The organism is Cryptosporangium minutisporangium, from assembly GCF_039536245.1.
Lineage (GTDB): Bacteria > Actinomycetota > Actinomycetes > Mycobacteriales > Cryptosporangiaceae > Cryptosporangium > Cryptosporangium minutisporangium.
In genome coordinates, this window is the sequence record NZ_BAAAYN010000012.1 from 74,575 (window position 1) to 97,291 (window position 22,717).

The following is a 22,717-nucleotide window of genomic DNA, read 5'->3' on the forward strand; positions in this document are numbered from 1 at the left end:
CCGGTTGAGTTCGAGATAGGTAAGGCTTACCGTGGCGAGGCTTGCCTTGGCGTTTCCAGACCGTGAGTGGTGGTCGGAGCACGTCACGTCGACGACCGTCCGCCCCGGCCGTGCGATCCGGGGTGGGCAGACACCTGGACGGACGGCGACGCAGAGGGGCAGCGGATGTTCGACTACTTCTTCCCGAACCTCCTCATCGGCCTCCGCGAGGGCCTGGAGGCCGCGCTCGTCGTCAGCATCCTCGTCGCCTACCTGGTGAAGACCGAGCGCCGCAACCGCCTCCCACTCGTCTGGGCAGGGGTCGCCGCCGCGATCGCCGTGTCGGTAGCGTTCGGCGCGCTGCTCACCTACGCCATCACCGGCCTGGACACGTTCAAGCAGCAGGAACTGGCCGGTGGTTTCCTGTCGATCGTCGCGGTCGGCTTGGTCACCTGGATGATCTTCTGGATGCGACGGACGGCCCGTCACCTCAAGGCCGACCTCACCGGAAAGCTCGAAGCGGCGATCGCGATGGGCGCGGGGGCGGTCGCGCTGATGGCGTTCCTGGCGGTGGCCCGCGAGGGCCTGGAGACCACGCTGTTCTTCTTCAGCGCCGCCCAGCAGGCGGAGAGCGAGCTCGGGCCGCTGCTCGGCTTCCTGGCCGGCATCGTGATCGCCGTCGCGCTGGCGTTCGCGCTGTACCGGGGCGCGGTCCGGATCAACCTGGGCACGTTCTTCACCTGGACGGGTGCGCTGCTGGTCGTCGTCGCCGCAGGCATCTTCTCCTACGGCTTCCACGACCTGCAGGAAGCGGAGGTCCTTCCCGGACTGAACACGCTGGCCTTCGACGTCAGCGCCCAGGTCCCGCCGGACAGTTGGTACGGCACCCTGCTCAAGGGCATCTTCAACTTCCAGCCGCAGACGACCGTGCTGCAGGCGATCGCCTGGACCGCGTACCTCGTCCCGGTGCTGACGTTCTTCCTCTGGCCCAGCCGGACGAAATCACCCACCGCGGTGGCCGCGGACGGCGGCGACTCGCGGACCACGCAGGTCGGGGACGGCGCCGCTGTCGAGGCGTCGGCCGACGACACGTCCACCAAGAACTCGGTGACGGGCGCTCCCACCGGATCCTGAGTGCTCCCACCGGCCGTAGGCCGGAATCCCCACCCGCCGGCGCGGCCCGACCGTGCGCCGGAACGAACAGGAGAAACCCCCCACATGCGGACTTCCAGACCCTCCACCGTGCTCGTCCTGGCGCTCGCGGGCGTCACGCTGCTCGGCGCGGCCGGATGCGGCTCCAACGACGACGAGTCGGGCGACGCGTCCGGCGGTCCGATCTCGGTGGCCGCCACCGACACGTCGTGCAAGGTCGGTAAGACCAAGCTCGACGCCGGGACCAGCACGTTCGAGATCAAGAACACCGGCACGAAGGTCACCGAGTTCTACGTGTACGCCGAAGGCGACCGCATCATGGGTGAGGTCGAGAACATCGGCCCCGGCCTGTCGCGGAAGCTGATCGTCGAGCTGCCGGCCGGTGCGTACGAAGGCGCGTGCAAGCCGGGGATGCGGGGCGACGGGATCCGTACCGCGCTCGAGGTCACCGGCGCGAGCCAGTCGCTCTCCACCGACGACAAGCTCGCCGCGGCCACCCAGAGCTACCAGCGCTACGTGAAGAGCCAGACCGGCGCGCTGATCACCAAGACCACCGAGTTCGTGAACGCGGTCAAGGCCAACGACATCGAGAAGGCGAAGGCGCTGTTCCCGGTCTCACGGACGTACTGGGAGCGGATCGAGCCGGTCGCGGAGAGCTTCGGCGACCTCGACCCGAAGATCGACGCCCGGGAGAACGACGTCGAGCCGGGGACGGAGTGGACCGGGTTCCACCGGATCGAGAAGGACCTCTGGATCACCAAGGACGTCTCCAAGGACGGCGCGCTCGCCGACAAGTTGCTGGCGGACGTCCAGGAGGTCGTCGACAAGGCCAACACCGTGCAGCTCTCGCCGCTGCAGCTGGCCAACGGCGCCAAGGAACTGCTCGACGAGGTCGCGACCGGGAAGATCACCGGCGAGGAGGACCGCTACTCGCACACCGACCTCTGGGACTTCCAGGCGAACGTGGAGGGTTCCGAGGCGGCGATCGCCGCGCTGCGTCCGACGCTGGTCGAGCGGAACCCCGAGCTGGTGAAGAAGCTCGACGCTCAGTTCGCCGCCGTGCAGAAGCTGCTCGACGCGCAGGCGACCGACGACGGCTTCAAGCTGTACACCGAGCTCACCAAGGCCGAGATCAAGCAGTTCGCCACGGCGGTCGACGCGTTGAGCGAGCCGCTGAGCCAGGTCGCGGCGGTCGTCGCGCAGAAGTGAGTAGTGACGGGGCGCTCCGGCTGCGGAGCACCCCGACGCGAGGAAGGGCTGAGAATGGCACGGACCACCGAGGACGGCACCGGCCGGATCCCCGCGCCGGACGGCACCGCCGCACCGGCGGAGGCCACACCCGAGGCTCCCGCCGCGCCGCAGCGAGAGCCGTCGCAGCGAGGGCTGTCGCGGCGACGACTCTTGGGCGCGAGCGCCGCCGGCCTGGCCGGGCTGGGTGCTGCGGCGGCCGGCGGTTACGTCGTCGCCGACGCGCGTTCGGGTGCGCGCTCCAGCGGCAGCGACGCCGCGGCGGCCGTTCCGTTCTACGGCGTCCACCAGGCGGGCATCGTCACGCCGGCGCAGGACCGGCTGCACTTCGTCAGCTTCGACATCACGACCACGAGCCGCGCCGACCTGGTCGACGTGCTGCGGGAGTGGACGAAGGCGGCCGAGCGGATGACGGCGGGGGAGGCGGCCGGCGACACCGGAGCGGTCGACGGGCCGATCGAGGCGCCGCCGGAGGACACCGGTGAGGCGCTCGGACTCCCGGCGTCGCAGTTGACGCTGACGATCGGGTTCGGCCCGACGATGTTCGACCGGCGGTTCGGCTTGGCGGCCCGACGCCCGCCCGCCCTCGTCGACCTGCCCGCGTTTCCGGGCGACGCCCTGGACCCGGCCCGCTCCGGCGGTGACCTCGCGATCCAGGCGTGCGCCCACGACCCGCAGGTGGCGGTGCACGCGGTGCGCAACCTCGCCCGCATCGGCTTCGGTGCGGTCGCGGTGCGCTGGTCGCAGCTCGGTTTCGGCCGGACGTCGTCGACCTCGCGCGACCAGGCCACGCCGCGGAACCTGTTCGGATTCAAGGACGGCACCCGGAACCTGAAGGCGGAGGATTCGGCGCTGCTCGAGGAGCAGCTCTGGGCCGCGCCGGGTGACGGCGCACCGTGGATGGCCGGCGGGTCGTACCTGGTGGCCCGGCGGATGCGGATGCACATCGAGACGTGGGACCGGACCCCGCTCTCCGAGCAGCAGGCGATCTTCGGCCGGTTCAAAGGCACCGGAGCGCCGACGACGAGCGTGGACGCCGACGACAACGAGTTCGACGACTTCGAGTTCGACACGGTGACCGGTGCGTCGGAGCCGGTGATCGCGATGGATGCGCACACCCGGCTGGCGCACCCGGACCAGAACGCCGGCGCGCGGCTGCTGCGCCGCGGCTACAACTTCGTGGACGGCTCGGACGGGCTGGGCCGTCTGGACGCGGGCCTGTTCTTCCTGGCCTACCAGCGGGACCCGCGGAAGCAGTTCATCCCGATCCAGCGGAACCTGGCCCGCTCGGACACGATGAACGAGTACGTGAAGCACGTCGGGAGTGCGGTGTTCGCGTGCCCGCCGGGTGTCCGGAAGGGCGGCTACTGGGGCGACACGCTCTTCACTTAAGAGGGCTTCCAGGACCCGTCTGGACCGGGGACGGGCGTCGGCAGCGCCGGTGCGCCGAGGGCCACCACCGCCCGTCGTGCGGCCAGCCGCTCGGCCTCCCGGCGCCGACGCTCGGCGAGCACCGCGTTCAGGTAGGCCCAGCCGGGCGTGCCCGGCGGGGGAGGCGGTGTCGTGCTGCGGAGCACCTCGTCGGCGAGCCGCCGCCCGAGCGACGTCCGCGCTTCGGCGCGCATGCGCGGTGCGCGGGTGAGGAACTGGCGCAGCGTCATCGCGAGGGAGTCGTCGATGCCGGTCAGGTCGAGGTCGCGAGCCCAGCGTGCGAGTTCCGGCGGCATGGAGATCGGGTGCTGGCGGCTCAGGTCCGGCAGGCGCTCGACCAGGACGATCGTGCCTGCTGCGAGGTCACCCAGCCGCTTTCCCCTGGCCGAGAACAGGATGCAGCTGGAGCCGAAGATCCAGGTCAGCGGCGGCAGGAACAGGCCGGGCCACTCGATCGCGACGCCGATCAGCCCACGGGTCAACGCGTGCCGGAACCGGATCGGGCCGCCGTCGTCGCGGACCACCCGCAGTCCGAGCGCGAATTTTCCCGGACTCCGGCCGCGGCTCAGCGTCTCGAAGCTGACCGGCCAGACCACGAACGTGAACACCAGCACGAGCACCGAGAGCGTGCTCGCGACCGCGAAGTTGGCTTGCACCGCGACCGCGCCGAGCAGGGTGCTGAGCAGGATGTACAGCATGATCTGGATGAACGCGTCGATGCCGATCGCGACCGCCCGGGTGGCGAGCCGGGCTACCGGCAGTTCGACCTCGACGGCCTCCCCGATGATCAGCCGCTGCTGATCCGCTGCCCGCGCGCTCACCCGCTCAGCCTCGCACATGTCCGCTCGCCTCGGCCCGGGTGCCCGGCGTCGCGCGTGGTCAGGCGAGGGTGAAGCCGAGTTCTATTGCCAGCACATCGGCCAGGGCGATGGCCTGGTCGGTCGTGATCATGGCGCCTCGCAGCGTCGTCAGGCCCTTGGCGCCCGCCAGCCGGGACGTCCGCAGGTCACATTTGCGGGCGGCGTCCGCGCCGAACTCGGCGCCCTGCAGGTCACAGTCGTCGAAGACGATGCCGGAGAGGTCGCCGCGCAGAGTGGTGCCGGAGAACGTGCAGTCCCGGAACACGATCGAGCCCTTGCCGCGGCGTACGAACAGGCTGCCGTCGTCCCACCGGCAGCCGCTGATCAGCACGTCCTCCACGAACGAGGCGATCAGGCGCCAGCCGACCAGGCGTGAGTCGGTGATCGCCAGCCGGCGGGCGGAGACGCCTTCCCAGCGCGCGCCGGCGAGATCGGAGCGCTCGATCCGGACGTCGCTCAGGTCGAGCGGCTCGAACCTGGTCCCGGAGAGGTCGGCACCCTCGGCCCGCACCGTCGCGATCTCGCCACGTCCGGCGATCCCGACGTACGTGCCGGTCAGCACGTTGCGGTAGAGGTCGATCTCGTCGTCGAGCGGGCCGTCGAAGGGCTCGAGGACGTCGTCGTCCAGCTGGGGCGGGCGAGGGGCGATCCCAGTCGGTGGCACTGGAAAACCGTAACCCACGTGATCCGGCGTCGGGCGGTGGCGGAGTACCGGGAGAATGGCCGGGTGAGCGCTCCGCCGGCCGGACCGGGAAGTCGAGCTCGTCCACGTCCGACCTGGACCGAACTCCCTGACGCCGTGCGCAGCGGCGTCGAACGGATGCTCGGTGCCCGGGTCGTGGAGGCGAGCAGCGTGCCGCTGGGGCTCACTCCGGGGCTGGCGTCCCGGCTCGTGCTGGACGACGGGCGACGCGTGTTCGTCAAGGCAGCGGGAGTCCATCGCGGTGCCTCGACGGTGGAGAAGCTGCGCCGCGAAGGGCGGGTGATGGACGCGCTGCCGCCGGAGGTGCCGGCGCCCCGGCTGCTCGGCACCTACGACGACGGACGGTGGGCCGCGGTGGCGTGCGCCGACGTCGACGGCCGTCCGCCCACGACGCCCTGGACGCGACCGGAGCTCGACCGGGTGCTGGCCGCCCTCACCGAGTGCGCGGCGGCGACGACGCCGAGCCCGCTGCCGGGGCCGAGTTTTGTGCTCGACTGGGCCGGCGACCTGACCGGCTGGCGGCAACTCCCCCTCCGCCCGTCGGCGGAGGCGGAGCTGCGAGCCGTGCTGCCGGAGGACACCCACTGGGTGACGCGCGACCTCGAACGGCTGGGGCGGCTGGAGGCCGGTTGGTCGGTGGGCGCCAACGGGAACACGCTGCTCCACGGCGACATGCGCGCCGACAACATCGTGCTCACCGACGACCACGTCTGGTTCGTCGACTGGCCGTCGGCCTGCGTCGGTGCGCCCTGGCTCGACCTGCTGTTCCTGCTGCCCGGCGTGGTGGCGACCGGGGCCGATTTTGATCTCGAGGAGATCGTCCGCACCCATCCCCTGACCAGGGACGTCGCGCCGGAGACGATCACCGCGACGCTGGCGGCGCTCGCCGGGTTCCTGGTGACGGTCGGCCTCGAACCGCCCCCGTGGTACGCGCCGGAGGTCCGGTCGTATCAGCTCGCCGAGGCTGCTGCGGCGATTCGCTGGCTGGCGCGCCGCGGCTGAGTTGCAGAAGCGGTGCGGGCGGCCGTACTTCCCTCCGTTCGACCGAACGGAAACCGATGACGAAGACATGACCACGGACTCGGCATCGGCGTCGACGCTCCTCGCGGTGCTCCGGCGCCCCGGGACGTTGCTGCTGTGCGTCCTGCTGGCCGATACGTACGCGTACTTCATCTCGAACGCGGGTGACTCTCCGGTCGGGCTTCTGGTGTACCTGCTGCAGATGTTCTTGCTCTACCGGATCTGGCGGGGCGCGAACCTCGTGCCGTGGCTGTTGCTGCTGGTGATCTCCGGGTACGAGGCCTTCTGCGTTCGACAGGTGCTCGACGCCGGTGTCGCCGCGGACCACCGGTCGTGGGTGACCGCACACGTGGTGGCGATCGCGACCACCGTGTTCGTTCTGATCAGCCCTTCTGTTCGCGGCAGACTCGCTCCGGTTCGCGGTTCCGATCCTCGGCGCGTCGCATGAAGGTGATCTCCGCCACGTCGGCGCCGAGGCGGCGGCCAGCCGGGTACCGACGAGCCGTCGGCACCACCCGGGCGTCCTGCGGTGATGACCAGCCGGACGAACCGGGGACGGCGAACGGCTGACCCGGTCCGCCCTGCTGACGGACCGCACGGCATACCGCCAACTCGTCGAACTCTGTAACGTTCTTGTTGCTCGACCGGGAACACCACGTGTCAACCAGGTGGATCGCAGGTCGACGCAAGGGAGTGGCTCCATCCGCAGCCGGCTACCGCCGGTCGAGCCCCCCGACATCCGGCCACGGCGTCGTTGCTAGCGACGCCCGATGCCCCGTGCCTGTTGAACGCAACGACCCCCTGTGGTCGACGCGCTGGCGGGCTGGCCGGGATGCCCACAACGATCGTCGTCGCGTTGGAGTAGTCATGATCGCCGGTCCCTCGGACCAGCCTGCCCTGTTGTCTGCCCGTAGCCGTCAGGAGCGTGGAGCGGATCCCGCAATCGGCCGACCCCACGGCGCAGCCACCACGATCGATGCCCTCGACGCAGCGGAAGCCGCGGGCTCGCCGGCGGCCAGGATCGTCCGCCGGGCGTTCCGCCGAACCTACGACGTCACCGACCTCGCGATGGGCGCCGCCGACGTGCTGCGGTCCAACGACATCGGCACGATGGTCACCGCTGCGCCTGCGCTCTACCCGCACATGTGGAGCTGGGACGCCGCGTTCATCTCGATCGGCCTCGCCCACCTCGGTGTCGATCGGGCCGGGCAGGAGATCCGGACGCTGCTGGCGGCCCAGTGGGCGGACGGCATGATCCCGCACATCGTCTACGGCGACCGGGGCGGCTACTTCCCGGGGCCCGGTCGGTGGGGCACCGCCGAGCTGTCCGCGTCCGCCCCGCAGGCACCGTTGACGTCCGGCATCTGCCAGCCGCCGGTGCACGCGATCGCGGTCGGTCGGATCCTCGAGGTGGCGCGCCGTGGGAGCGCGGAAGACCGGGCCGCGGGGGAGCAGCTGGTCCGGGACTCCTGGGACGCGCTCTACCGCTGGCACGCCTGGCTGTCGCAGTACCGCGACCCGGACGGCACCGGACTGATCGCCGTCGTGCACGGGTGGGAATCCGGCATGGACAACTCGCCGCGCTGGGACCAGCCGTACACGGCCGTCGTTCCCGGCCCCGACCTGCCGCCGTACGTGCGCCTCGATCGGGAGCTGGTGCGGGACGGGGCCGAGCGCCCGACCGACCTGGAGTACGACCGCTACCTCTGGCTGATCGAGGAGATGCGTCGCGCCTCCTACGACCCGGTGAAGGTGTACGACACGTGCAGCTTCCTGGTGGCCGACGTTTTTGTCAGCGCGATCTTCGCGGTCGCGTCCGACGTCCTGGCCGACCTCGGTGAGGAGTTCGGGCAGCCGGCGGCGCACGTCGCCGAGCTGCGGACCTGGGCGGCCCGGTCGCGTGCGGCGGTCGCTGCCTCGTGCCACCCGGAGACCGGCCTGGCCCGGGACTTCGACCGGCGCACCGGTCAGTGGATCGACGTCGAGACCCTCGCCGGGTTCGCGCCGCTGATCTGTGGCGGTCTCGACGCCGACGCCGAGCGAGCACTGCTGGCGACGCTGCACGGGCCGCGGTGGGCCGGGCACCCCGAGCTGGTGGCCAAGGTGCCGCCGACGGTCTCGCCGGACTCCGCGGGCTTCAAGTCCCGCGAGTACTGGCGTGGTCCGCAGTGGCCGGTGGTCTCGTGGCTGTTCGGGTGGGCGCACGCCCGACACGGTCACACCGCTGCGGCGGCGACGCTCCGCACCGAGACGCTGAAGCTGGTCGGCGACGGCGCGTTCTCGGAGTACTACGAGCCGGTGACCGGCGAGGCGCTCGGCTCCCGGATGCAATCCTGGACCGCCGCCGTAATTCTGGACTGGTGCACGGCCCGCTGAGAACGACGCTCACAGGCGGCTGCTGCGGCCTTGAGACCACAGCCAGGTCGAGGCGGCCTCGCGCTCGACTGCGAGCGACGCCCTCCGCGGGCTCCAGGTTCGAGCAACTTCGCGCCATCGTGTGGTGGGAATTGCAGATGGGTCGAGCCGCAGACGGTCGGCGCCCGTATTCAGGTGCATGGACGTAGCCCGCCACCCGTCCGACACGCTGACCACGTACCTACCGCCCGGCTGGATGACGCTGCGCGTCGCGCATGACCGCTGGCTCATCTACGGACCCCACCAGGTTCGCGGCGCCTCCCGCGGTTCCGCCGTACTCGTCGGCGAACTGACCTGGCTGCACTCGGACGAGTGGCGGGTGTTGCCGGTCGGCGAGATCCTGCCCTGGGAGCGGACCTACCCGAACGTCCTCGCCGCGCTCGACCCGCTGATGACCTGGTGGAACCTCCGCCGCCGCCGTCCAGCAGCCAGCTAGCTGGTCAGTCCCACCAGAAGTACCAGCTAGGGCTGCGGACCTGGCCCGCCGCGAGTGCGGCTAAGGAGCCCACGCCCTGGTCGACCGCGTCGGGGCAGTACGCGTACTGCTCGACCGCCGTCTCCGCGGCCGCCCGGGGGTCCATCGGCGGCGTCGGCACCAGCAGCTCCAGCATGTCGAACGAGAGCGTCACCAGCTGCGCGCCGTACAGGTCGTGCCACCGCTTGAGGATCGCGACGTGGTCCGCGGGCTCGACGTCGCAGTTGACCGCGCCCTGCCAGGTCAGCAGGCCCGGCACCTCGTAACCCGCCCGGGCGGGGATCAGCGCGACCAGCGTCTCCTGCTTGTCCCAGACGAACTCGGGCTCCGGGCTGGGCTGGACGTCGAGGTCCGGGTTCTGGAACACGTCTTCGACGGACATCGTGTCCTGCGCCGCGGCCAGTTCGGCGAGCCGGCGGGCGCCGTCGAGGACCAGGCCCCGCTCGACGGCGGTCGGGTCGCAGTCGTTCTCGGCCATGTACGCGAGGTCGGCGGTCTCGTCACCCGGCCCGACCAGGAACGGGTACAGCCCGGTGCGCTCGTGCAGCCGGCGCAGGCGCAGCCAGTGGTCGAACCCTTCGCCGGCGTCGACTGGGTACGACCACACCGGCACCCCGGTGCCAGTGCGGAAGAGCAGGTCGAGTCCGGGGAGCGCGACGCCGAGCCGGACGAAGACGTCCTGCGGGTTGCCCCCTCGATCGGAGAACGAACTGACAGCGGCCACGCGGCAAGTCTCTCAGGCCGACCGGTGTGTCGGCAGGGAAGGTAGGCGACGGACTGTCCCGCGTGTGGACACGGGGTGATCCGGCAACCCCTCTCCCCATGAACCAAGCCGCGTCCCACCCGGCGCTTTCACGATTCCGTCACCAGGCGGTCGGCCCCGCAAGCCGCGAGGCGCGTCGCGGAAAGCACCGTCGGTGATCGCGGCCGTCTTCGTCGCGGCAGTGGTCTTCCTCGCTGCGAACGCAGTTTTCGTGGCGGCGGAGTTCTCGCTCACCAGCCTCGACCGGCCCCGGGTGCAGCGTCTGGCGGATCGGGGCAGCGAGCGGGACGCGCGGGTCCTCGCCGCGCTTCGGACGCTGTCCTTCCAGCTCTCCGGCTGCCAGCTGGGCATCACGGTCTCGTCGCTGGTGCTCGGGTACCTCGCCGAACCCTCGATCGGACGTCTGCTCCACCCGGCGTTCGAGGCGGCCGGCCTGTCGGCCGGTGTCGCCAAGACCGCGTCCTATCTGGCGGCGCTCATCCTGGCGACGGCCGTGCAGACGGTCTTCGGTGAGTTGGTCCCGAAGAACGCGGCGGTCTCCGAGCCGCTGGGCACCGCCCGGCTCGTCGCGCCGATACTGCGGGCCTTCAGCGCCGCCTGCAAGCCGCTGATCCTGGCCCTGAACGGCTCGGCCAACTGGGTGATCCGCAAGCTGGGCATCGAGCCGCAGGACGAGCTGGGCGCCGGCCGGTCCCGCGCCGAGCTCCGGAGCGTGGTCAGCGCGTCGGTCGAGCACGGTGCGCTGGCCCCCGGGACCGCCCGGCTGGTGCGTCGCTCGTTGGCGTTCGACGACCGGACCGTCGCCGACGTGCTGACGCCGCGGACCAAGGTGTGCGCACTGGCCGATCACAGTACGGTCGCCGACCTGGCCGCCGAGTGCCGCCGAACCGGCTTCTCCCGGTTCCCGGTCTTCGAGCACCAGCTGGACAACGTCCTCGGCGTCGTCCACGTGAAGTCTGTCTTCCGCTACCGGGACGAGGACCGTGCCCGCACGCCGATCCGGGAGGTGATCGAGCCGTTCGGTGTCGTTCCGGAGACCTTGGAGCTGGACGAGGCGCTCGGCCAGCTCCGGGCGGAGCCGCTGCAGATGGCCGCGGTCATCGACGAGTACGGCGGGCTGGCCGGCGTGGTCACGCTGGAGGACCTGATCGAGGAACTCGTCGGCGAGGTCCGGGACGAACACGACCGTCCACCTGAGCCGGACGTCGTCAAGCTCGGCAACGACGTCTGGCGGGTGTCCGGCCTGCTGCGGGACGACGCGGCGGCGACGCGCATCTGTTTCAACGTCCCGTCCGGGCCGTACGAGACGCTGGCCGGCCTGTTCCTCGACCGGGCGGGCAAGGTGCCCGAGGTCGGCGACGCGGTCACGGTGGAGGACGCGATCGACCCCGCGACCTGGGAGCTGACGGTCGAGGCGATGGACGCCCACCGGATCGCGTCGATCCGCTTGGTGCGCACCGAGCACGAGCCGAGGGAGGGCTGACATGGACCTCGGCTTCATACTGTTGGCGTGCGTGCTGCTGCTGGGCAACGCGTTCTTCGTCGGCGCCGAGTTCGCGCTGGTCACGAGCCGGCGGGATCAGCTGGAACCGCGGGCCGCCCAGGGTTCGCGCGCCGCACGGACCGCGCTCTACGGCGTCGAGCACCTCTCGCTGATGCTGGCCGGAGCACAGCTGGGGATCTCGCTCTGCTCGCTGGGGCTCGGCGCGGTCGGTGAGCCGGCGGTCGCCCACCTGATCGAGAAGCCGCTGGAGCTGGTCCACGTCCCCGAAGGGCTGTTGCACCCGATCGCGTTCGCGGTCGCGCTCTCGATCGTCTCCTATCTGCACCTGGTGCTCGGTGAGCTGGTGCCGAAGAACATCTCGCTGGCGGGTCCGGTGCGCGCAGCGCTGCTCCTCGGCCCGCCGATGGTCACCTGGTGCCGGATCACCAAGCCGGTCGTGGTGAGCCTCAACGCGGTCGCGAACGGCGTCCTGAGGCTGTGCGGCATCACGCCGCGGGACGAACTGAACACCGTCTACACCGGCGAGGAGATGACCGAGTTGGTCGCGGAGTCGCGCGCCGAGGGCTTCCTGGACGTGGAGGCCGAGCAGCGGCTGACCCGGGCACTCTCCAGCGAGGCGCGGACCGCCGGCGACGTGGCGCTGGCGGGGGAGCAACTGCAGGTCGTCCCGGACGGCACCACCGTACGGGAGGTGGAACGGCTGGTCGCCTCGTCCGGGTACTCACGGTTCCCGGTCCGGGGGTCGTCCGACGACGGCTTCCTCGGGTACGTCCACGCGAAGGACCTGCTGGACGCCCGCCCGGACGAGCTCGACGGGGCGTTGCCCGCCCGTCTGATCCGCACGATGCCGGACGTGGAGCACGAGGCGCCTCTCGCCGATGCGGTCGAGGTCCTGCGGCGGAGCGGAGCGCACCTGGGGCTGGTGTCCTTCAACGGCAATGGGGATGCCGGCCGAGTGGCCGTCGTCGCGCTGGAGGACCTGCTCGAGGAGCTGGTGGGGCAGCTCAACGAGACGCCGCCGGTCGCGGACCGCGACGACCCGGACCCGGCGCCCGTCGCGGGCAACAACCGGGCTGCGACCGATTAGCCGACGTCCAGGCGTTTGGCATCGCAGCTCAACGGCGACTGTTTAGCCAGGCACCCCGGTCACCGCGACCGGAGGTCATTGCTGAACAGCCACGGATGGAGGCCCCATGACCGCCACGGTGAGCGGAGCAGGTAACACCGCACGCCGCGCCGCCCGCAGCGACACGATCACCCGGATCGGACGCGTGGGCTTGGTTGCGTACGGGGTGGTGAACCTCCTCATCGCATTCCTGGCCATCAAGGTCGCGACCGGTGAGTCCTCCGGTGAGGAAGCGAACAAGAACGGCGCGCTGAGCGAGGTCGCGCAGACTTCGTTCGGCCAGGCCCTGCTCTGGATCATCACGGTCGGCCTGGCCGCGCTGACGATCTGGCAGATCGCCGAGGCGATCTGGGGCCACGCGTCCGCCGGTAAGCGCCGCACGGTGAAGCGACTGACCAGCGCCGGTGAGGCGTTCCTGTTCGGCTTCCTGGCGTTCACCGCGGGCAAGTTCGCGATGGGAACCCCGCAGAAGGGCAGCAAGACCGAGTCGGTGACCGGCAAGCTGCTCGAGCAGCCGTTCGGCCGCGCGCTCGTGATCGTCTTCGGTCTGGCGATCATCGTGGTCGCCGCGTTCGTCATCCGCCACGGCTGGGCCAAGCGGTTCCGCGACGACCTCGACCTCTCGCACGCCGACGCCCGTTCGCGGCGCACCGCCGAACGTCTCGGCCAGGTCGGCTACATGGCGGTCGGCGCGGCGTACGCCGTCGTGGGTGGCCTGGTCATCACCGCGGCGGTCACGTTCGACAAGGAGAAGGCGTCCGGTCTGGACGGTGCCATGAAGACCGTCGCCGAGCAGCCGTTCGGCTCGCTGCTCCTGTGGCTGGTGGCGCTCGGCTTCATCTGCTACGGCGTCTACTGCTTCTTCGACGCCCGCTACCGCAAGAGCTGACCCCTCAGGAGACGCAGAACTCGTTGCCCTCCGGGTCGTAGAGGGTGATGGTCCGCGGACCACGGTCTGCCGTCTCCCAACCCTTCGTCGCGCCGAGGTCGAGCAACCGCTCGACCTCGGCGTCGACGTTCTCCGGGCCGACGTGCAGGTCGAGGTGGACGCGGTTCTTGGCGGACTTCGGCTCCGGGACGCGCTGGAAGAACAGCCGCGGACGGCCGCCCGAGGAGTCGCGGCACGTGGCGACGTCGGCGAAGCACCGCCGCCCGTCCCGCGTCAGTGTCTCGGCCTCCGGCAGCCGACCGGCGGCAACCAGCTGGTCGACGATCGCGGTGTGGTCCTCGACCTCGTAACCGAGCGCGGCCGCCCAGAACGCCGCCTGGGCGTGCGGGTCGGCGGTGTCGAACGCGATCTGCAGTCCGGTCGTCATGGCCCCTCCTCCGAATTCGAGGGCCTCATGCAACCACGTAGACCGGTTTCGCGGCGCTAACCGGTCGCGGGCGACGCGTAGACGACGACGTTCGCCGCGTACGACTGGGTTTTCCGGTCGTACGGGCTGGTGCAGGTGATCAGCACGAGCCGCTCCGGCACTCCCTGCGCGAAGACGTCGCCCGGGAGGGTGGCCTTCTGGTAGACCCGGCGGGCGGCCACCCGGTAGGCGCGCCGTCCGGACGTGCCGTCGACCCAGATCAGGTCGCCGACTGAGAGCGTTCCGATCTTGTACAGCGCCCCTCGTCCGAGCTCCCGGTCGTCGACGTGACCGGCGAGGATCACCGATCCGAAACCGGAGCCAGGACCCGCACCCGCTGACCACCAGCCGACCCGGCGCGGGTCGTCCGGCAGCGTCAGCCCACCCACCGGGTCGAGCTTCTCCGACTCGACGGCCGCGTCGACACCGAGCACCGGGATCACCAGACGCCGGGGGCGTGCCACGTCGGGGGCGGGCGGCACGGTGAGCGACGGTGCGGGGGACCGGGTCGCGGTCCGCGGTGTGGTGCGCTTCGGCGTCGGGCTCGCCGGGGCGGCGGCTCGTGGTGTCTCGCCAGGGACGACGCCCACCTCGGTGGGCAGCGGCGGGGCGGGCGGCGGCGTCAGGGCGTAGATCGCGGCGGCCGCGAGGCAGACGATGCCGGAGGCGAGCCCGGCGTACGCCGGCCACCGGCTGGAGCGATTCGGAGCAGGGAGCCGGAACTTACGACGCGTCGGCAGCAGGAACCGCCGGGTCGGGAGCGACCCGCTCATGCTCCGGAGTGTCCACTCTCGGCAGGGCCGGTCAGGGACCGGCGACGCCAGAACCATGCCGAGGCGAGAACCAGCACCAAGCCGACCGCGGCGAGCGTTCCGGCGATCACCGGACGGTTCCCGGACGAGATGCCCCGCCCGCCCTCCACCTGTCCGGGGGCCGCGCCCACCGCGGGTGCGGAGTCGTCGAGCAGCTGCGCGTGCTGAGCCACGACCGGCGAGGTCTGCCGCGCGAGCTGCTTGACCTCACCGTTCTGGCCGCCGGTCAGTTCGGCCTCCACCTGCCGCCGGAGCGACGCCTGGGCCTGACGCTGCGTGGTGACCCACAGACCGTCGAACGCCGGGCCGCTGGTCTGCTCGTAGCGGCTGAGCATCGCCTGCTGGGTGGCGTCCGGGCGGGCAGGCAGGTCGACGCCGAGCTTCTTCGCGACCGGCCGGAGCGCGTTGTCGAGGCGGGAGTGATCGGTGAGCCAGCGGTTGGCGATGGTCCGCGTCTCGGGGTCGGTCGCCTTGCGGATGGCGATCCGAGCAGCGGCGATGGCGCTCAGGTGGGCCTGGTGCGCGCCGCGGAGGAACGACTGGTCCTGCGCGTTCACCCCGGGCGCGGGTGCCGCCTGGGCCGGCGTCCCCAGTGCTCCGACGACCAGCCCGCCGACGAGGACGATGATTACCGAGAGCAGCGCCGCTAAGCGGCTATCGGTGGAAACGACCCTCAGCCGCATGGCATCGTCCTTCCGGGCAGCCCGATCATCCGGACAGCGGGGGCAGAAGTCCTCACCGTGGTTCACCGAGAAGGTACCGGATACCTCCCAGTGACCCTACCGCTGCGTTCGGTTCAACACGCTGTGTGTTACCCCCGGAGTTCGGTCCATACGCGTCCCACTCGTCCCGGGAGCCTACGATCGGCGGGTGGCCGTGACCGAACCGTTGTTGCCGTCCTCCCCCGAGGAGCTCGCCGAGACGCCGGGCGCTCGCCCGTCGCTGCGTCGCCGGCTCGCCGCCGGGCTGCCGACAGATCGGGTGTCGTCGTGGGTGTGGACCGGTCTGGTCGCGCTGCTCGCCCTGGTGCTCCGCCTGGTCGGGCTGGCCAAACCGGGCGACAAGATCTTCGACGAGGTCTACTACGCCAAGGAGGCCTACGACCTCCTGCAGTTCGGCGTCGAGCGGGACAAGGAGGGCAACGGTCCCGGCTACGTCGTCCACCCGCCGCTGGGTAAATGGCTGATCGCCGCCGGTGAGCAGGTCTTCGGCTACGAGGCGGTCGGCTGGCGCATCTCCGCAGCGATCGTCGGCGCGCTCTCGGTGCTGCTGCTCGCGCGGATCGCGCGGCGCCTGTTCGGCTCGACGCTCCTGGGGTGCGTGGCCGGCCTGTTGCTCGCGCTGGACGGCCTGCACTTCGTGATGAGCCGGGTCGCGCTCCTCGACATCTACCTGATGTTCTTCCTGCTGCTCGCGTTCGGCTGCGCACTGCTCGACCGGGACTCGACCCGGACGTGGCTGCTCCGCCGGGCCGAGGCCGGGGAAGACCTGACCGCCGGAACCGGCTTCCGCGTGCCCTGGTGGCGACTCGCGACCGCGGTGAGCGCCGGGTGCGCGCTCGGCGTCAAGTGGAGCGCGGGCTGGTACATCATCGCGCTGGCCGCGCTCGCGTTCTGGTGGGCCGTGCAAGCCAGGCGCAGCGCGGGCGTGCGGCATCCGATCTGGGACGCGCTCACCTGGGAAACCGGTTGGCTGGTCCTCTCCGGCGTGGTGATCCTCGCCGTCTACCTGTCGACGTGGACCGGGTGGTTCCTCTCCGACGACGGCTGGAACCGCAACGGCAACCCCTGGCCGGGGCCGTCGTGGCTACCGTCGTCGATCGGGAACCTGTGGGAGTACCACGTCCACGCGTACGACTTCCACACCGGTCTCGCCGCCAAGCACGACTACCAGTCGACGCCGTGGAGTTGGCTGATCCTCGGCCGGCCGGTGGCGTATTACTACTCCAGCGATCCGGGCTGCGGAACCGACAACTGCTCGGCCGAGGTGCTCGCGCTGGGCACTCCGCTGCTCTGGTGGTCGTTCATCCCGGCGCTGCTGATGATCACCTGGCGCTGGCTGGCGGGCCGTGACTGGCGCGCCGGGACGATCCTGCTGATGAGCCTCGGTGCGGGCATCCTGCCGTGGACGCTCTACCCGAGCCGGACGATGTTCTACTTCTACACGCTTCCGGCGCTGCCGTTCCTCGTGCTCGCGGTGACGCTGGCGATCGGCATGGTGCTCGGCCCCGGGCTCGGTCGGAAGGTCGATCCGGCTGACGTTCCGATCGGCACGGTGCCCGATCCGACCGATCGGGATCGACGGCTGGTCGGCGCGGTGGCGGTGGCGTCGTACCTGGTGGTGATCGCGGCGACGTTCGCCTACTTCTACCCGATCTACACCGGCGAGCAGCTGACGTACGACTCCTGGCACACCCGGATGTGGTTCGACTCCTGGATCTGAGAGCCAGGGGTGTGACGGGTGACCCGCCAGCGTCCGCAAGCGCAGCGCTGATAGTGGATCTGCCCTTCGCTGGTCGGGTGGCTCGATATCGTCCGCCATAAGTGCTGAGTGCTCATGTCCGCGAGCATGCTGTAATGGTCTTGTGCACATCAACCCTTACGGCGAAGATCCGGTCCGGTTCGCGGTCGAGCTCGCCGTCGACCCGCCGTCCAGCGCCGCCGACTTGGTCGCCCGGTGCCGTGCGGCGGGCGTCACCGATGTGACCGGCCGCGAGGTGGACCTGGACGACGTGCGGCGCTTCCTGGACGAGTGGCTCGGGGTGGTCGACGCCCCGGACGAGGCCGCGCGAGCCGACCGGCTGAACGCCTTGCTCGCCGCAGCGTCGGCGTACCCGCGGCTGACCAACCACGCCGGGGACGGCTGGCACCTCCACTACCGGGACCCAGACCTACCGCTGGCCGGCGTTCTGCGGGCGTTGATCAGCGTCGGTACGGCGCTGCACCTCGCCGGGCGGGGGATGCACCGGCTGGGGCGCTGTGCCGTGGCCGAGTGCCGCCGTCCGTTCGCCGACGTGAGCCGCACCGGGCGCCAGCGCTACTGCTCGCCGGCGTGCGCGAACCGGGACGCCGTCCGCCGTCACCGCGCGCGGGTCTCCTGAGCCTGCCCCGGTGTGCGGGCCCCCGCGGCCGGGCGCCATTCCGGAGATCGACCGAGTGCGGACAGGAGGCGGGCGAAGGGTGACGCGTCGTCCCGCGCGGGCAGGCCCGGCGCGAAGGGACTGCCGGGCGCCGTTCGCTCGGCGCCGTCCGGCAGCGCCAGTACGACCGGGAGCAGGGCGTCGACGAGCGCCTCGTCCGGCGTGAACTCCCGCTCCAGCGCGGCCGCGACGTCCCACGCGTGGACCAGGTAATCGATGGTGTGGAAGCCGATCGCGAGCACGGCCGGGAACGGCGTCGGTGCGATCTCCGGCAGGTGGAACGGGCGGTCCGGCGCGTCCACTGCGGCGAACGCGGCGAGCACCTCGTCCGCGGCGGCGCGGTACTGCTCCACGGCGGCGTCTCCCAGATGCGGAACCGTCCACGGTGCGGGGTCGTCGCCGCGCCCCGCGGCGGCCGCAGCGAAGCCGCGGTGTTGCGCCACCAGGTGGCCCAGCAGATCGGCGACGCTCCACCCCGTGCACGGCGTCGGGCGATCGACGTCTGCGGTGGTGACGGCGTCGACCTGTTCGACGCTGAGTCGCACGGCCCGGGTGTCGAGGTCCCGGATGGTCGTCCAGTCGAAATCAATACGCATGCGCTTACGATGTGCTCATGCTTATGATTTGTCAACAGGTATCTTCGCGGGATGAGCCGACCGGACCTGGCCGCGATGATGGCCCCGATCGGACGGGCGCTCGTCGCTCTCGAGCGGCCGATCCTGCAGGAACACCAGCTCTCGATGTGGGCGTACGCGGTGCTCTCCAGCCTCGACGACGAACCGGTGCGGACGCAGGCCGCGCTGGCCGAAGCGATCGGCGCCGACAAGACCCGGCTGATCGCGGTGCTCGACCAGTTGCAGGCCGACGGGCTGATCGAGCGGCGTCCGGCTCCCGACGACCGGCGCGCCCGCGTCCTGTCGATCACCGCGGAAGGCCGCCGGGTCCGCGACGCCGTGCAGGCCGCGATCCGCCGCGAAGAGGAGCAACTGCTGGCGGTGCTGCCCGCGGCGCAGCGCGACGCGTTCGTCGCCGCACTGCAGGCCTTGCACGCCGCCGTGCGCCCTACCTGACCACTCGGCTTTCCCACGCCCAGGCGGCGACCTCCACCCGGTTCCGTAGCCCCAGCTTGGTCTGGATCCCGGAGACGTGGCTCTTCACGGTGCTCAGCGAGATGAACAGCTCGGCGGCGATCTCCCGGTTGGTCCGGCCGTGGGCGACGGCCCGGACCACCTCCAGCTCGCGGTCGGTCAGCGGCCGGGGGAGTGGCGCACGAGCCGGGCCGACGTCGTTCAGGTGGCGCAGCAGCCGCACGGTGACCGAGGGCGACACCAGCGCGTCCCCGGCGTGTGCGGCGCGGACCGCCTCGACGAGCAGCGCGGGGCCGGCGTCCTTGAGCAGGAAGCCGACGGCGCCGGCCCGCAGCGCGCCGTAGACGTACTCGTCCAGGTCGAACGTCGTGACGACGACGACGCGCAGCGGATCGCGGACGCCAGGACCGGACAGGGCACGGGTGACCTCCAGGCCGTCGAGCCGGGGCATCCGGATGTCGACGAGGCAGACGTCCGGCCGGAGTTCCCGCGCCAGCGCGATCGCCTCGACGCCGTCGGTGGCCTCGGCCACGACCGTGAAGTCTGACTGGTCCTCGAGGATCAGACGCAGGCCGCCGCGGACCATCGCCTGGTCGTCGGCGAGCAGGACGCGGATCGTCATACCGGCAGCGTCGCCCGCACCGACCAGCCGGCGTCGTCCCGGGGGCCGACGTGCAGCGTTCCGCCGAGCGACTCGACCCGTTCGCGCATGCCGGCGAGGCCGTAGCCGGTGCGGTGATACCCCGTGCGGTGGTAACGCGGCGCGTCGTCCGTGACGTGGACGATCAGCTGGGATCCCTCGTCGGTGACCCGGACGCCGACCGTGCTGGCCTGCGGGGCGTGCTGCGACACGTTGGTCAGCGACTCCTGGACGATCCGGTAGACCGTGCTCGCGATCTCCGGCGGCCAGTCCGGGAGCTCGGTCGGCAGCCGGCGGTGGACCGTCGGTCCGTGCCGCGCCGCGAACCGGTCGAGCAGCGCGGTCAGCTCCTCGGGGCCGGCGGTGGTGGGAGCGGTGTCCGAGGTGGTCCGCAGCACGCCCACGACGCGGCGCATCGCGGCCAGCGCTTCGGTGCCCGCGTCCTCGATCCCGGCAAGCGACGGCCCCAGCGGCGCCAGCGACTCGTCCCGGCGGGTGGCGAGCCGGGCCGCCTGGGCCTGCACGACGATCCCGGTGATGTGGTGCGCGACGACGTCGTGCAGCTCGCGGGCCACCTCCAGACGTTCCTCCCGGCGTACGTCCTCCAGCGTCGCGCGCCGCTGGGCGTCCCACGCGCGCAGCGCCAAGCCGGCGAGGACCGCCGACGACCAACCGAGCGCGTTGAGTATCGGCACGACGTCCGCGCCTCCCGCCGCGAAACTGCCGAGCACGACGGCGAGCCCACCCGAGGCCACCGCTCCCGCCGGGCCGCTCGGAAGCGTCCGTACGGCGGTCGCGACCAGCACCGCCAGCGCCAGCACCGCCACCGGCCCCGGCTCCTGCGGCAACCCAGCCACCCACGCGACGAGGATCGCTCCCGCCGCGACGACCAGCCCTGCACCGGCGGCCGCCGGTAAGTGGCGACGACGGGCAAGCGCACATCCGGCCACCAGCGCACCGGCCGCCGCGTCGAAGGCCCAGTAGCCACCGCCCCAGCTGACCCGGATCGCGACGGCGGTGTACACCAGCGCGACCGCGAACAGGACACCGAGCGCGGCGTCGCCCCAGACCGGAGTTCTCACACCGAGCAGGCTACGAAATCGCCGCCGAGCCCGAACCGGTCAAAAGTACGACCGGTGCCGTGCGGAACCAGCCGTCGGCAGGGCGCTCCGAGCCCCTGCGGAGCCGGAGGCTGCCCCTCATGACTCCAACTCCCGTCCTCGAGGCCCAGCCTCCCGTCCTCGAGGCACAGCGCCTCGGGAAGCGCTACGGGCGCCGCGTAGCCCTGGTCGACTGCGACCTCCGGGTTCCGGCCGGCCGGATCGTCGGCCTGGTCGGTCCGAACGGTGCCGGCAAGTCGACGCTGCTCCAGCTCGTGTGCGGGCTGATCGCCCCGTCGTCCGGCTCGCTGCGGGTGCTCGGCGCACGCCCCGCGTCCGACGCCCGCCACTTGGCCAAGGTGGGCTTCGTGGCCCAGGACGCACCGGTCTACTCCGGACTGACGGTCGCCGACCACCTACGGCTCGGTGCCCACCTCAACCCGCGGTGGGACGCGCCGCTCGCCCAGCGGCGGCTGGCGGAGGCCGGGGTGGCGTCCGGCCAGAAAGCCGGCCGGTTGTCCGGCGGCCAGCGCGCCCGGCTCGCGCTGACGCTGGCGGCGGCGAAGCGTCCGGAGCTGCTCGTCCTGGACGAGCCGGCCGGTGCTCTCGATCCGCTGGCGCGGGTCGAGTTCTTGGCGAACCTGCGGGAGTCGATCACCGAGCTCGGCGCGAGCGCCGTGCTCTCCTCGCACCTGCTCTCGGACGTCGAGCGCGTCTGCGATCACCTGATCGTGCTGGGGAACGGTCGGGTCCAGGTGGCGGGGGACGTGCGCGACCTGCTCGCCTCCCACCACCGGGTGGACGCCGTCCCACCCGGCGCCGACGTGATCGCGGCCGGAGTCGTCCGGGCAGCATCGCCACCGCCCGGGGCGCGCTCGGCTTCGCTGGAGGACGTCGCTCTGGCCTACCTGACCCGGGCTGTGGGGGCCGTCCGATGATCTGGCTGAGCTGGCGGCAGTTCCGCGGGCAAGCGCTGGCCGCGGGCATCGTGCTCGGGGCACTCGCCGTCACCCTGGTGGTGGTCGGGTACCAGATCCGGAACAGCGCGTTCGTGCGGTGCGAGAGCGACTGCGGTGGGTTGGCCGCGCCGTTCCAGGACCGGTTCGCGAACCGGCTCTACTTCCTCGACGCCGGGCTGCTCGCGCTTCCGGCGGTGATCGGGGCGTTCTGGGGGGCTCCACTGGTCGCCCGGGAAGTGGAGGCGGGAACTCATCGTCTGGTGTGGAACCAGAGCGTGACCCGGCGACGGTGGCTGCTGGTCAAACTGCTGGTCGTCGGCGTGGCGAGCGCGGTGGTCGCGGGGCTGTTCAGCGCGCTGCTCACCTGGGCTGCCAGCCCCTACGACGCGGTCGCCGGCGACCGGTTCACGGCGCTGCTGTTCGGCACGCGCAACCTCGCTCCGGCCGGTTACCCGCTGTTCGCCTTCGTCCTGGGGGCCGCGCTCGGCTTGCTGCTCCGGCGGACGTTGCCGGCGATGGCGCTGACCGTGGTGCTCGTCGTCGTGGCGCAGATCGTGGTGCCGACTCTCGTCCGCCCGCAGCTGCGGACACCCGTGACGACGTCGGTACCGATGACCGCGGAGGCAATCGCGAACCTGCGGTTCCTCGGGACCGACGCCGAGATCAGCGGGATCTCGATTCCGGGCGCCATGGTGGTCTCGACCTCGAAGCTGCTCGGCCCGGACGGCGACGTCGTCGACCTCGCCCCCTACCGGTCGTGCGTGTCCCGGTCGCCGGAGAGCGCACCGGCCTGCCTGGAGGCGCTGGACCTGCACGTCCGGGTGGCCCACCACCCGGCCGACCGGTACTGGACGTTCCAATGGCTCGAGCTGGGCCTGCTGGTCGGCGTAGCCGGGCTGCTCGCCGGTCTCGCCCTGTGGAGCGTCCGCCGTCGGCCGGCCTGAGGAC

At 71.5% G+C, this 22,717-nt stretch carries 24 protein-coding genes; 15 read left to right on the forward strand and 9 right to left on the reverse strand.

Features of this window, described 5'->3' with window-relative positions; genetic code table 11:
• Positions 1-165 precede the first annotated feature (165 nt).
• The 3 genes from efeU to efeB all read left to right on the forward strand — a co-directional run bounded on the left by efeU (position 166) and on the right by efeB (position 3,771).
• On the forward strand, positions 166-1,113 hold the full coding sequence (gene efeU, locus ABEB28_RS09975) for an iron uptake transporter permease EfeU (RefSeq protein ID WP_345727719.1): 948 nt from the start codon (positions 166-168) through the stop codon (positions 1,111-1,113).
• Between the two features lie 84 nt (positions 1,114-1,197).
• Entirely contained in the window at positions 1,198-2,340 is a 1,143-nt protein-coding gene (gene efeO / locus ABEB28_RS09980; RefSeq protein WP_345727720.1) for an iron uptake system protein EfeO, read from the forward strand.
• A 54-nt stretch (positions 2,341-2,394) separates the two neighbouring features.
• The gene (gene efeB, locus ABEB28_RS09985) at positions 2,395-3,771 is read left to right on the forward strand and encodes an iron uptake transporter deferrochelatase/peroxidase subunit (protein ID WP_345727721.1); all 1,377 of its coding nucleotides are present in this window, start codon (positions 2,395-2,397) and stop codon (positions 3,769-3,771) included.
• Here the strand turns inward: efeB and ABEB28_RS09990 are convergent.
• Together ABEB28_RS09990 and ABEB28_RS09995 are read right to left on the reverse strand one after the other, a co-directional pair.
• Positions 3,768-4,631, reverse strand: coding sequence for an RDD family protein (locus tag ABEB28_RS09990; protein ID WP_345727722.1), 864 nt, complete (start codon positions 4,629-4,631; stop codon positions 3,768-3,770). The two genes, efeB and ABEB28_RS09990, sit on opposite strands and share 4 nt — an antisense overlap.
• A 58-nt stretch (positions 4,632-4,689) precedes the next feature.
• The gene (locus ABEB28_RS09995; protein WP_345727723.1) at positions 4,690-5,334 is read right to left on the reverse strand and encodes a pentapeptide repeat-containing protein; all 645 of its coding nucleotides are present in this window, start codon (positions 5,332-5,334) and stop codon (positions 4,690-4,692) included.
• A gap of 135 nt (positions 5,335-5,469) precedes the next feature.
• On the opposite strand from ABEB28_RS09995, the gene ABEB28_RS10000 reads away from it, so the two are divergent.
• The 4 genes from ABEB28_RS10000 to ABEB28_RS10015 all read left to right on the forward strand — a co-directional run bounded on the left by ABEB28_RS10000 (position 5,470) and on the right by ABEB28_RS10015 (position 9,244).
• Entirely contained in the window at positions 5,470-6,375 is a 906-nt protein-coding gene (locus tag ABEB28_RS10000) for an aminoglycoside phosphotransferase family protein (RefSeq protein ID WP_345727724.1), read from the forward strand.
• 67 nt (positions 6,376-6,442) lie between these two features.
• The gene (locus ABEB28_RS10005) at positions 6,443-6,841 is read left to right on the forward strand and encodes a hypothetical protein (RefSeq protein ID WP_345727725.1); all 399 of its coding nucleotides are present in this window, start codon (positions 6,443-6,445) and stop codon (positions 6,839-6,841) included.
• Between the two features lie 572 nt (positions 6,842-7,413).
• Positions 7,414-8,769, forward strand: a complete 1,356-nt coding sequence (gene ggh / locus ABEB28_RS10010; protein WP_425558935.1) for a glucosylglycerate hydrolase — start codon at positions 7,414-7,416, stop codon at positions 8,767-8,769.
• 178 nt (positions 8,770-8,947) lie between these two features.
• Positions 8,948-9,244: a hypothetical protein gene (locus tag ABEB28_RS10015; RefSeq protein WP_345727726.1), complete on the forward strand. Its 297-nt coding sequence runs from the start codon at positions 8,948-8,950 to the stop codon at positions 9,242-9,244.
• A gap of 4 nt (positions 9,245-9,248) precedes the next feature.
• Here the strand turns inward: ABEB28_RS10015 and ABEB28_RS10020 are convergent, their stop codons facing one another.
• Entirely contained in the window at positions 9,249-10,007 is a 759-nt protein-coding gene (locus ABEB28_RS10020) for a DUF4253 domain-containing protein (RefSeq protein ID WP_345727727.1), read from the reverse strand.
• A gap of 193 nt (positions 10,008-10,200) precedes the next feature.
• Here ABEB28_RS10020 and ABEB28_RS10025 point away from each other — a divergent pair, with 193 nt between their 5' ends.
• The 3 genes from ABEB28_RS10025 to ABEB28_RS10035 all read left to right on the forward strand — a co-directional run bounded on the left by ABEB28_RS10025 (position 10,201) and on the right by ABEB28_RS10035 (position 13,565).
• Positions 10,201-11,529: a hemolysin family protein gene (locus ABEB28_RS10025; RefSeq protein ID WP_345727728.1), complete on the forward strand. Its 1,329-nt coding sequence runs from the start codon at positions 10,201-10,203 to the stop codon at positions 11,527-11,529.
• Position 11,530: 1 nt separating this feature from the next.
• Positions 11,531-12,637: a hemolysin family protein gene (locus ABEB28_RS10030; RefSeq protein ID WP_345727729.1), complete on the forward strand. Its 1,107-nt coding sequence runs from the start codon at positions 11,531-11,533 to the stop codon at positions 12,635-12,637.
• A gap of 106 nt (positions 12,638-12,743) precedes the next feature.
• Entirely contained in the window at positions 12,744-13,565 is an 822-nt protein-coding gene (locus tag ABEB28_RS10035; protein WP_345727730.1) for a DUF1206 domain-containing protein, read from the forward strand.
• A gap of 4 nt (positions 13,566-13,569) precedes the next feature.
• Here the strand turns inward: ABEB28_RS10035 and ABEB28_RS10040 are convergent, their stop codons facing one another.
• From ABEB28_RS10040 to ABEB28_RS10050, 3 genes are read right to left on the reverse strand one after another with little or no spacing between them, the layout of a single operon-like run.
• Entirely contained in the window at positions 13,570-13,992 is a 423-nt protein-coding gene (locus ABEB28_RS10040) for a VOC family protein (protein WP_345727731.1), read from the reverse strand.
• Positions 13,993-14,048: 56 nt separating this feature from the next.
• Positions 14,049-14,804, reverse strand: coding sequence for a class F sortase (locus ABEB28_RS10045; RefSeq protein ID WP_345727732.1), 756 nt, complete (start codon positions 14,802-14,804; stop codon positions 14,049-14,051).
• Positions 14,801-15,526, reverse strand: coding sequence for a DUF4142 domain-containing protein (locus tag ABEB28_RS10050; protein WP_345727733.1), 726 nt, complete (start codon positions 15,524-15,526; stop codon positions 14,801-14,803). Before ABEB28_RS10050 ends, ABEB28_RS10045 begins: the two co-directional genes overlap by 4 nt.
• Positions 15,527-15,713: 187 nt before the next feature.
• Here ABEB28_RS10050 and ABEB28_RS10055 point away from each other — a divergent pair, with 187 nt between their 5' ends.
• On the forward strand, positions 15,714-17,285 hold the full coding sequence (locus ABEB28_RS10055) for a dolichyl-phosphate-mannose--protein mannosyltransferase (RefSeq protein ID WP_345727734.1): 1,572 nt from the start codon (positions 15,714-15,716) through the stop codon (positions 17,283-17,285).
• A 142-nt stretch (positions 17,286-17,427) separates the two neighbouring features.
• Positions 17,428-17,943 carry a CGNR zinc finger domain-containing protein gene (locus ABEB28_RS10060; RefSeq protein ID WP_345727735.1) on the forward strand — a complete coding sequence of 172 codons (516 nt, stop codon included), beginning with the start codon at positions 17,428-17,430 and terminating at the stop codon, positions 17,941-17,943.
• On the opposite strand, the gene ABEB28_RS10065 is transcribed toward ABEB28_RS10060, so the two are convergent.
• Positions 17,922-18,578, reverse strand: coding sequence for a TIGR03086 family metal-binding protein (locus tag ABEB28_RS10065; protein ID WP_345727736.1), 657 nt, complete (start codon positions 18,576-18,578; stop codon positions 17,922-17,924). The two genes, ABEB28_RS10060 and ABEB28_RS10065, sit on opposite strands and share 22 nt — an antisense overlap.
• Positions 18,579-18,629: 51 nt before the next feature.
• Here ABEB28_RS10065 and ABEB28_RS10070 point away from each other — a divergent pair, with 51 nt between their 5' ends.
• The gene (locus ABEB28_RS10070; RefSeq protein WP_345727737.1) at positions 18,630-19,052 is read left to right on the forward strand and encodes a MarR family winged helix-turn-helix transcriptional regulator; all 423 of its coding nucleotides are present in this window, start codon (positions 18,630-18,632) and stop codon (positions 19,050-19,052) included.
• On the opposite strand, the gene ABEB28_RS10075 is transcribed toward ABEB28_RS10070, so the two are convergent.
• Complete coding sequence (locus tag ABEB28_RS10075) at positions 19,045-19,692, reverse strand: response regulator (protein ID WP_345727738.1); 648 nt, start codon at positions 19,690-19,692, stop codon at positions 19,045-19,047. The two genes, ABEB28_RS10070 and ABEB28_RS10075, sit on opposite strands and share 8 nt — an antisense overlap.
• On the reverse strand, positions 19,689-20,792 hold the full coding sequence (locus ABEB28_RS10080; RefSeq protein ID WP_345727739.1) for a sensor histidine kinase: 1,104 nt from the start codon (positions 20,790-20,792) through the stop codon (positions 19,689-19,691). The genes ABEB28_RS10075 and ABEB28_RS10080 overlap by 4 nt, the downstream gene beginning before the upstream one ends.
• A gap of 119 nt (positions 20,793-20,911) precedes the next feature.
• Here ABEB28_RS10080 and ABEB28_RS10085 point away from each other — a divergent pair, with 119 nt between their 5' ends.
• Complete coding sequence (locus tag ABEB28_RS10085) at positions 20,912-21,748, forward strand: ABC transporter ATP-binding protein (protein ID WP_345727740.1); 837 nt, start codon at positions 20,912-20,914, stop codon at positions 21,746-21,748.
• Complete coding sequence (locus tag ABEB28_RS10090; protein WP_345727741.1) at positions 21,745-22,713, forward strand: ABC transporter permease subunit; 969 nt, start codon at positions 21,745-21,747, stop codon at positions 22,711-22,713. The genes ABEB28_RS10085 and ABEB28_RS10090 overlap by 4 nt, the downstream gene beginning before the upstream one ends.
• Positions 22,714-22,717: the final 4 nt, after the last annotated feature.

Bases quoted from the DNA above. Each gene is read 5' to 3' on its own strand.
- ABEB28_RS10035 (WP_345727730.1), top strand. From the start codon at position 12,744: ATGACCGCCACGGTGAGCGGAGCAGGTAACACCGCACGCCGCGCCGCC.
- ABEB28_RS10085 (WP_345727740.1), top strand. From the start codon at position 20,912: ATGACTCCAACTCCCGTCCTCGAGGCCCAGCCTCCCGTCCTCGAGGCA.
- efeO (WP_345727720.1), top strand. From the start codon at position 1,198: ATGCGGACTTCCAGACCCTCCACCGTGCTCGTCCTGGCGCTCGCGGGC.
- ABEB28_RS10090 (WP_345727741.1), top strand. From the start codon at position 21,745: ATGATCTGGCTGAGCTGGCGGCAGTTCCGCGGGCAAGCGCTGGCCGCG.
- ABEB28_RS10045 (WP_345727732.1), bottom strand. From the start codon at position 14,804: ATGAGCGGGTCGCTCCCGACCCGGCGGTTCCTGCTGCCGACGCGTCGT.
- ABEB28_RS10050 (WP_345727733.1), bottom strand. From the start codon at position 15,526: ATGCGGCTGAGGGTCGTTTCCACCGATAGCCGCTTAGCGGCGCTGCTC.
- ABEB28_RS10040 (WP_345727731.1), bottom strand. From the start codon at position 13,992: ATGACGACCGGACTGCAGATCGCGTTCGACACCGCCGACCCGCACGCC.
- ABEB28_RS10070 (WP_345727737.1), top strand. From the start codon at position 18,630: ATGAGCCGACCGGACCTGGCCGCGATGATGGCCCCGATCGGACGGGCG.
- ABEB28_RS10005 (WP_345727725.1), top strand. From the start codon at position 6,443: ATGACCACGGACTCGGCATCGGCGTCGACGCTCCTCGCGGTGCTCCGG.
- ABEB28_RS10015 (WP_345727726.1), top strand. From the start codon at position 8,948: ATGGACGTAGCCCGCCACCCGTCCGACACGCTGACCACGTACCTACCG.
- ABEB28_RS10030 (WP_345727729.1), top strand. From the start codon at position 11,531: ATGGACCTCGGCTTCATACTGTTGGCGTGCGTGCTGCTGCTGGGCAAC.
- efeU (WP_345727719.1), top strand. From the start codon at position 166: ATGTTCGACTACTTCTTCCCGAACCTCCTCATCGGCCTCCGCGAGGGC.
- ABEB28_RS10075 (WP_345727738.1), bottom strand. From the start codon at position 19,692: ATGACGATCCGCGTCCTGCTCGCCGACGACCAGGCGATGGTCCGCGGC.
- ABEB28_RS10065 (WP_345727736.1), bottom strand. From the start codon at position 18,578: ATGCGTATTGATTTCGACTGGACGACCATCCGGGACCTCGACACCCGG.
- efeB (WP_345727721.1), top strand. From the start codon at position 2,395: ATGGCACGGACCACCGAGGACGGCACCGGCCGGATCCCCGCGCCGGAC.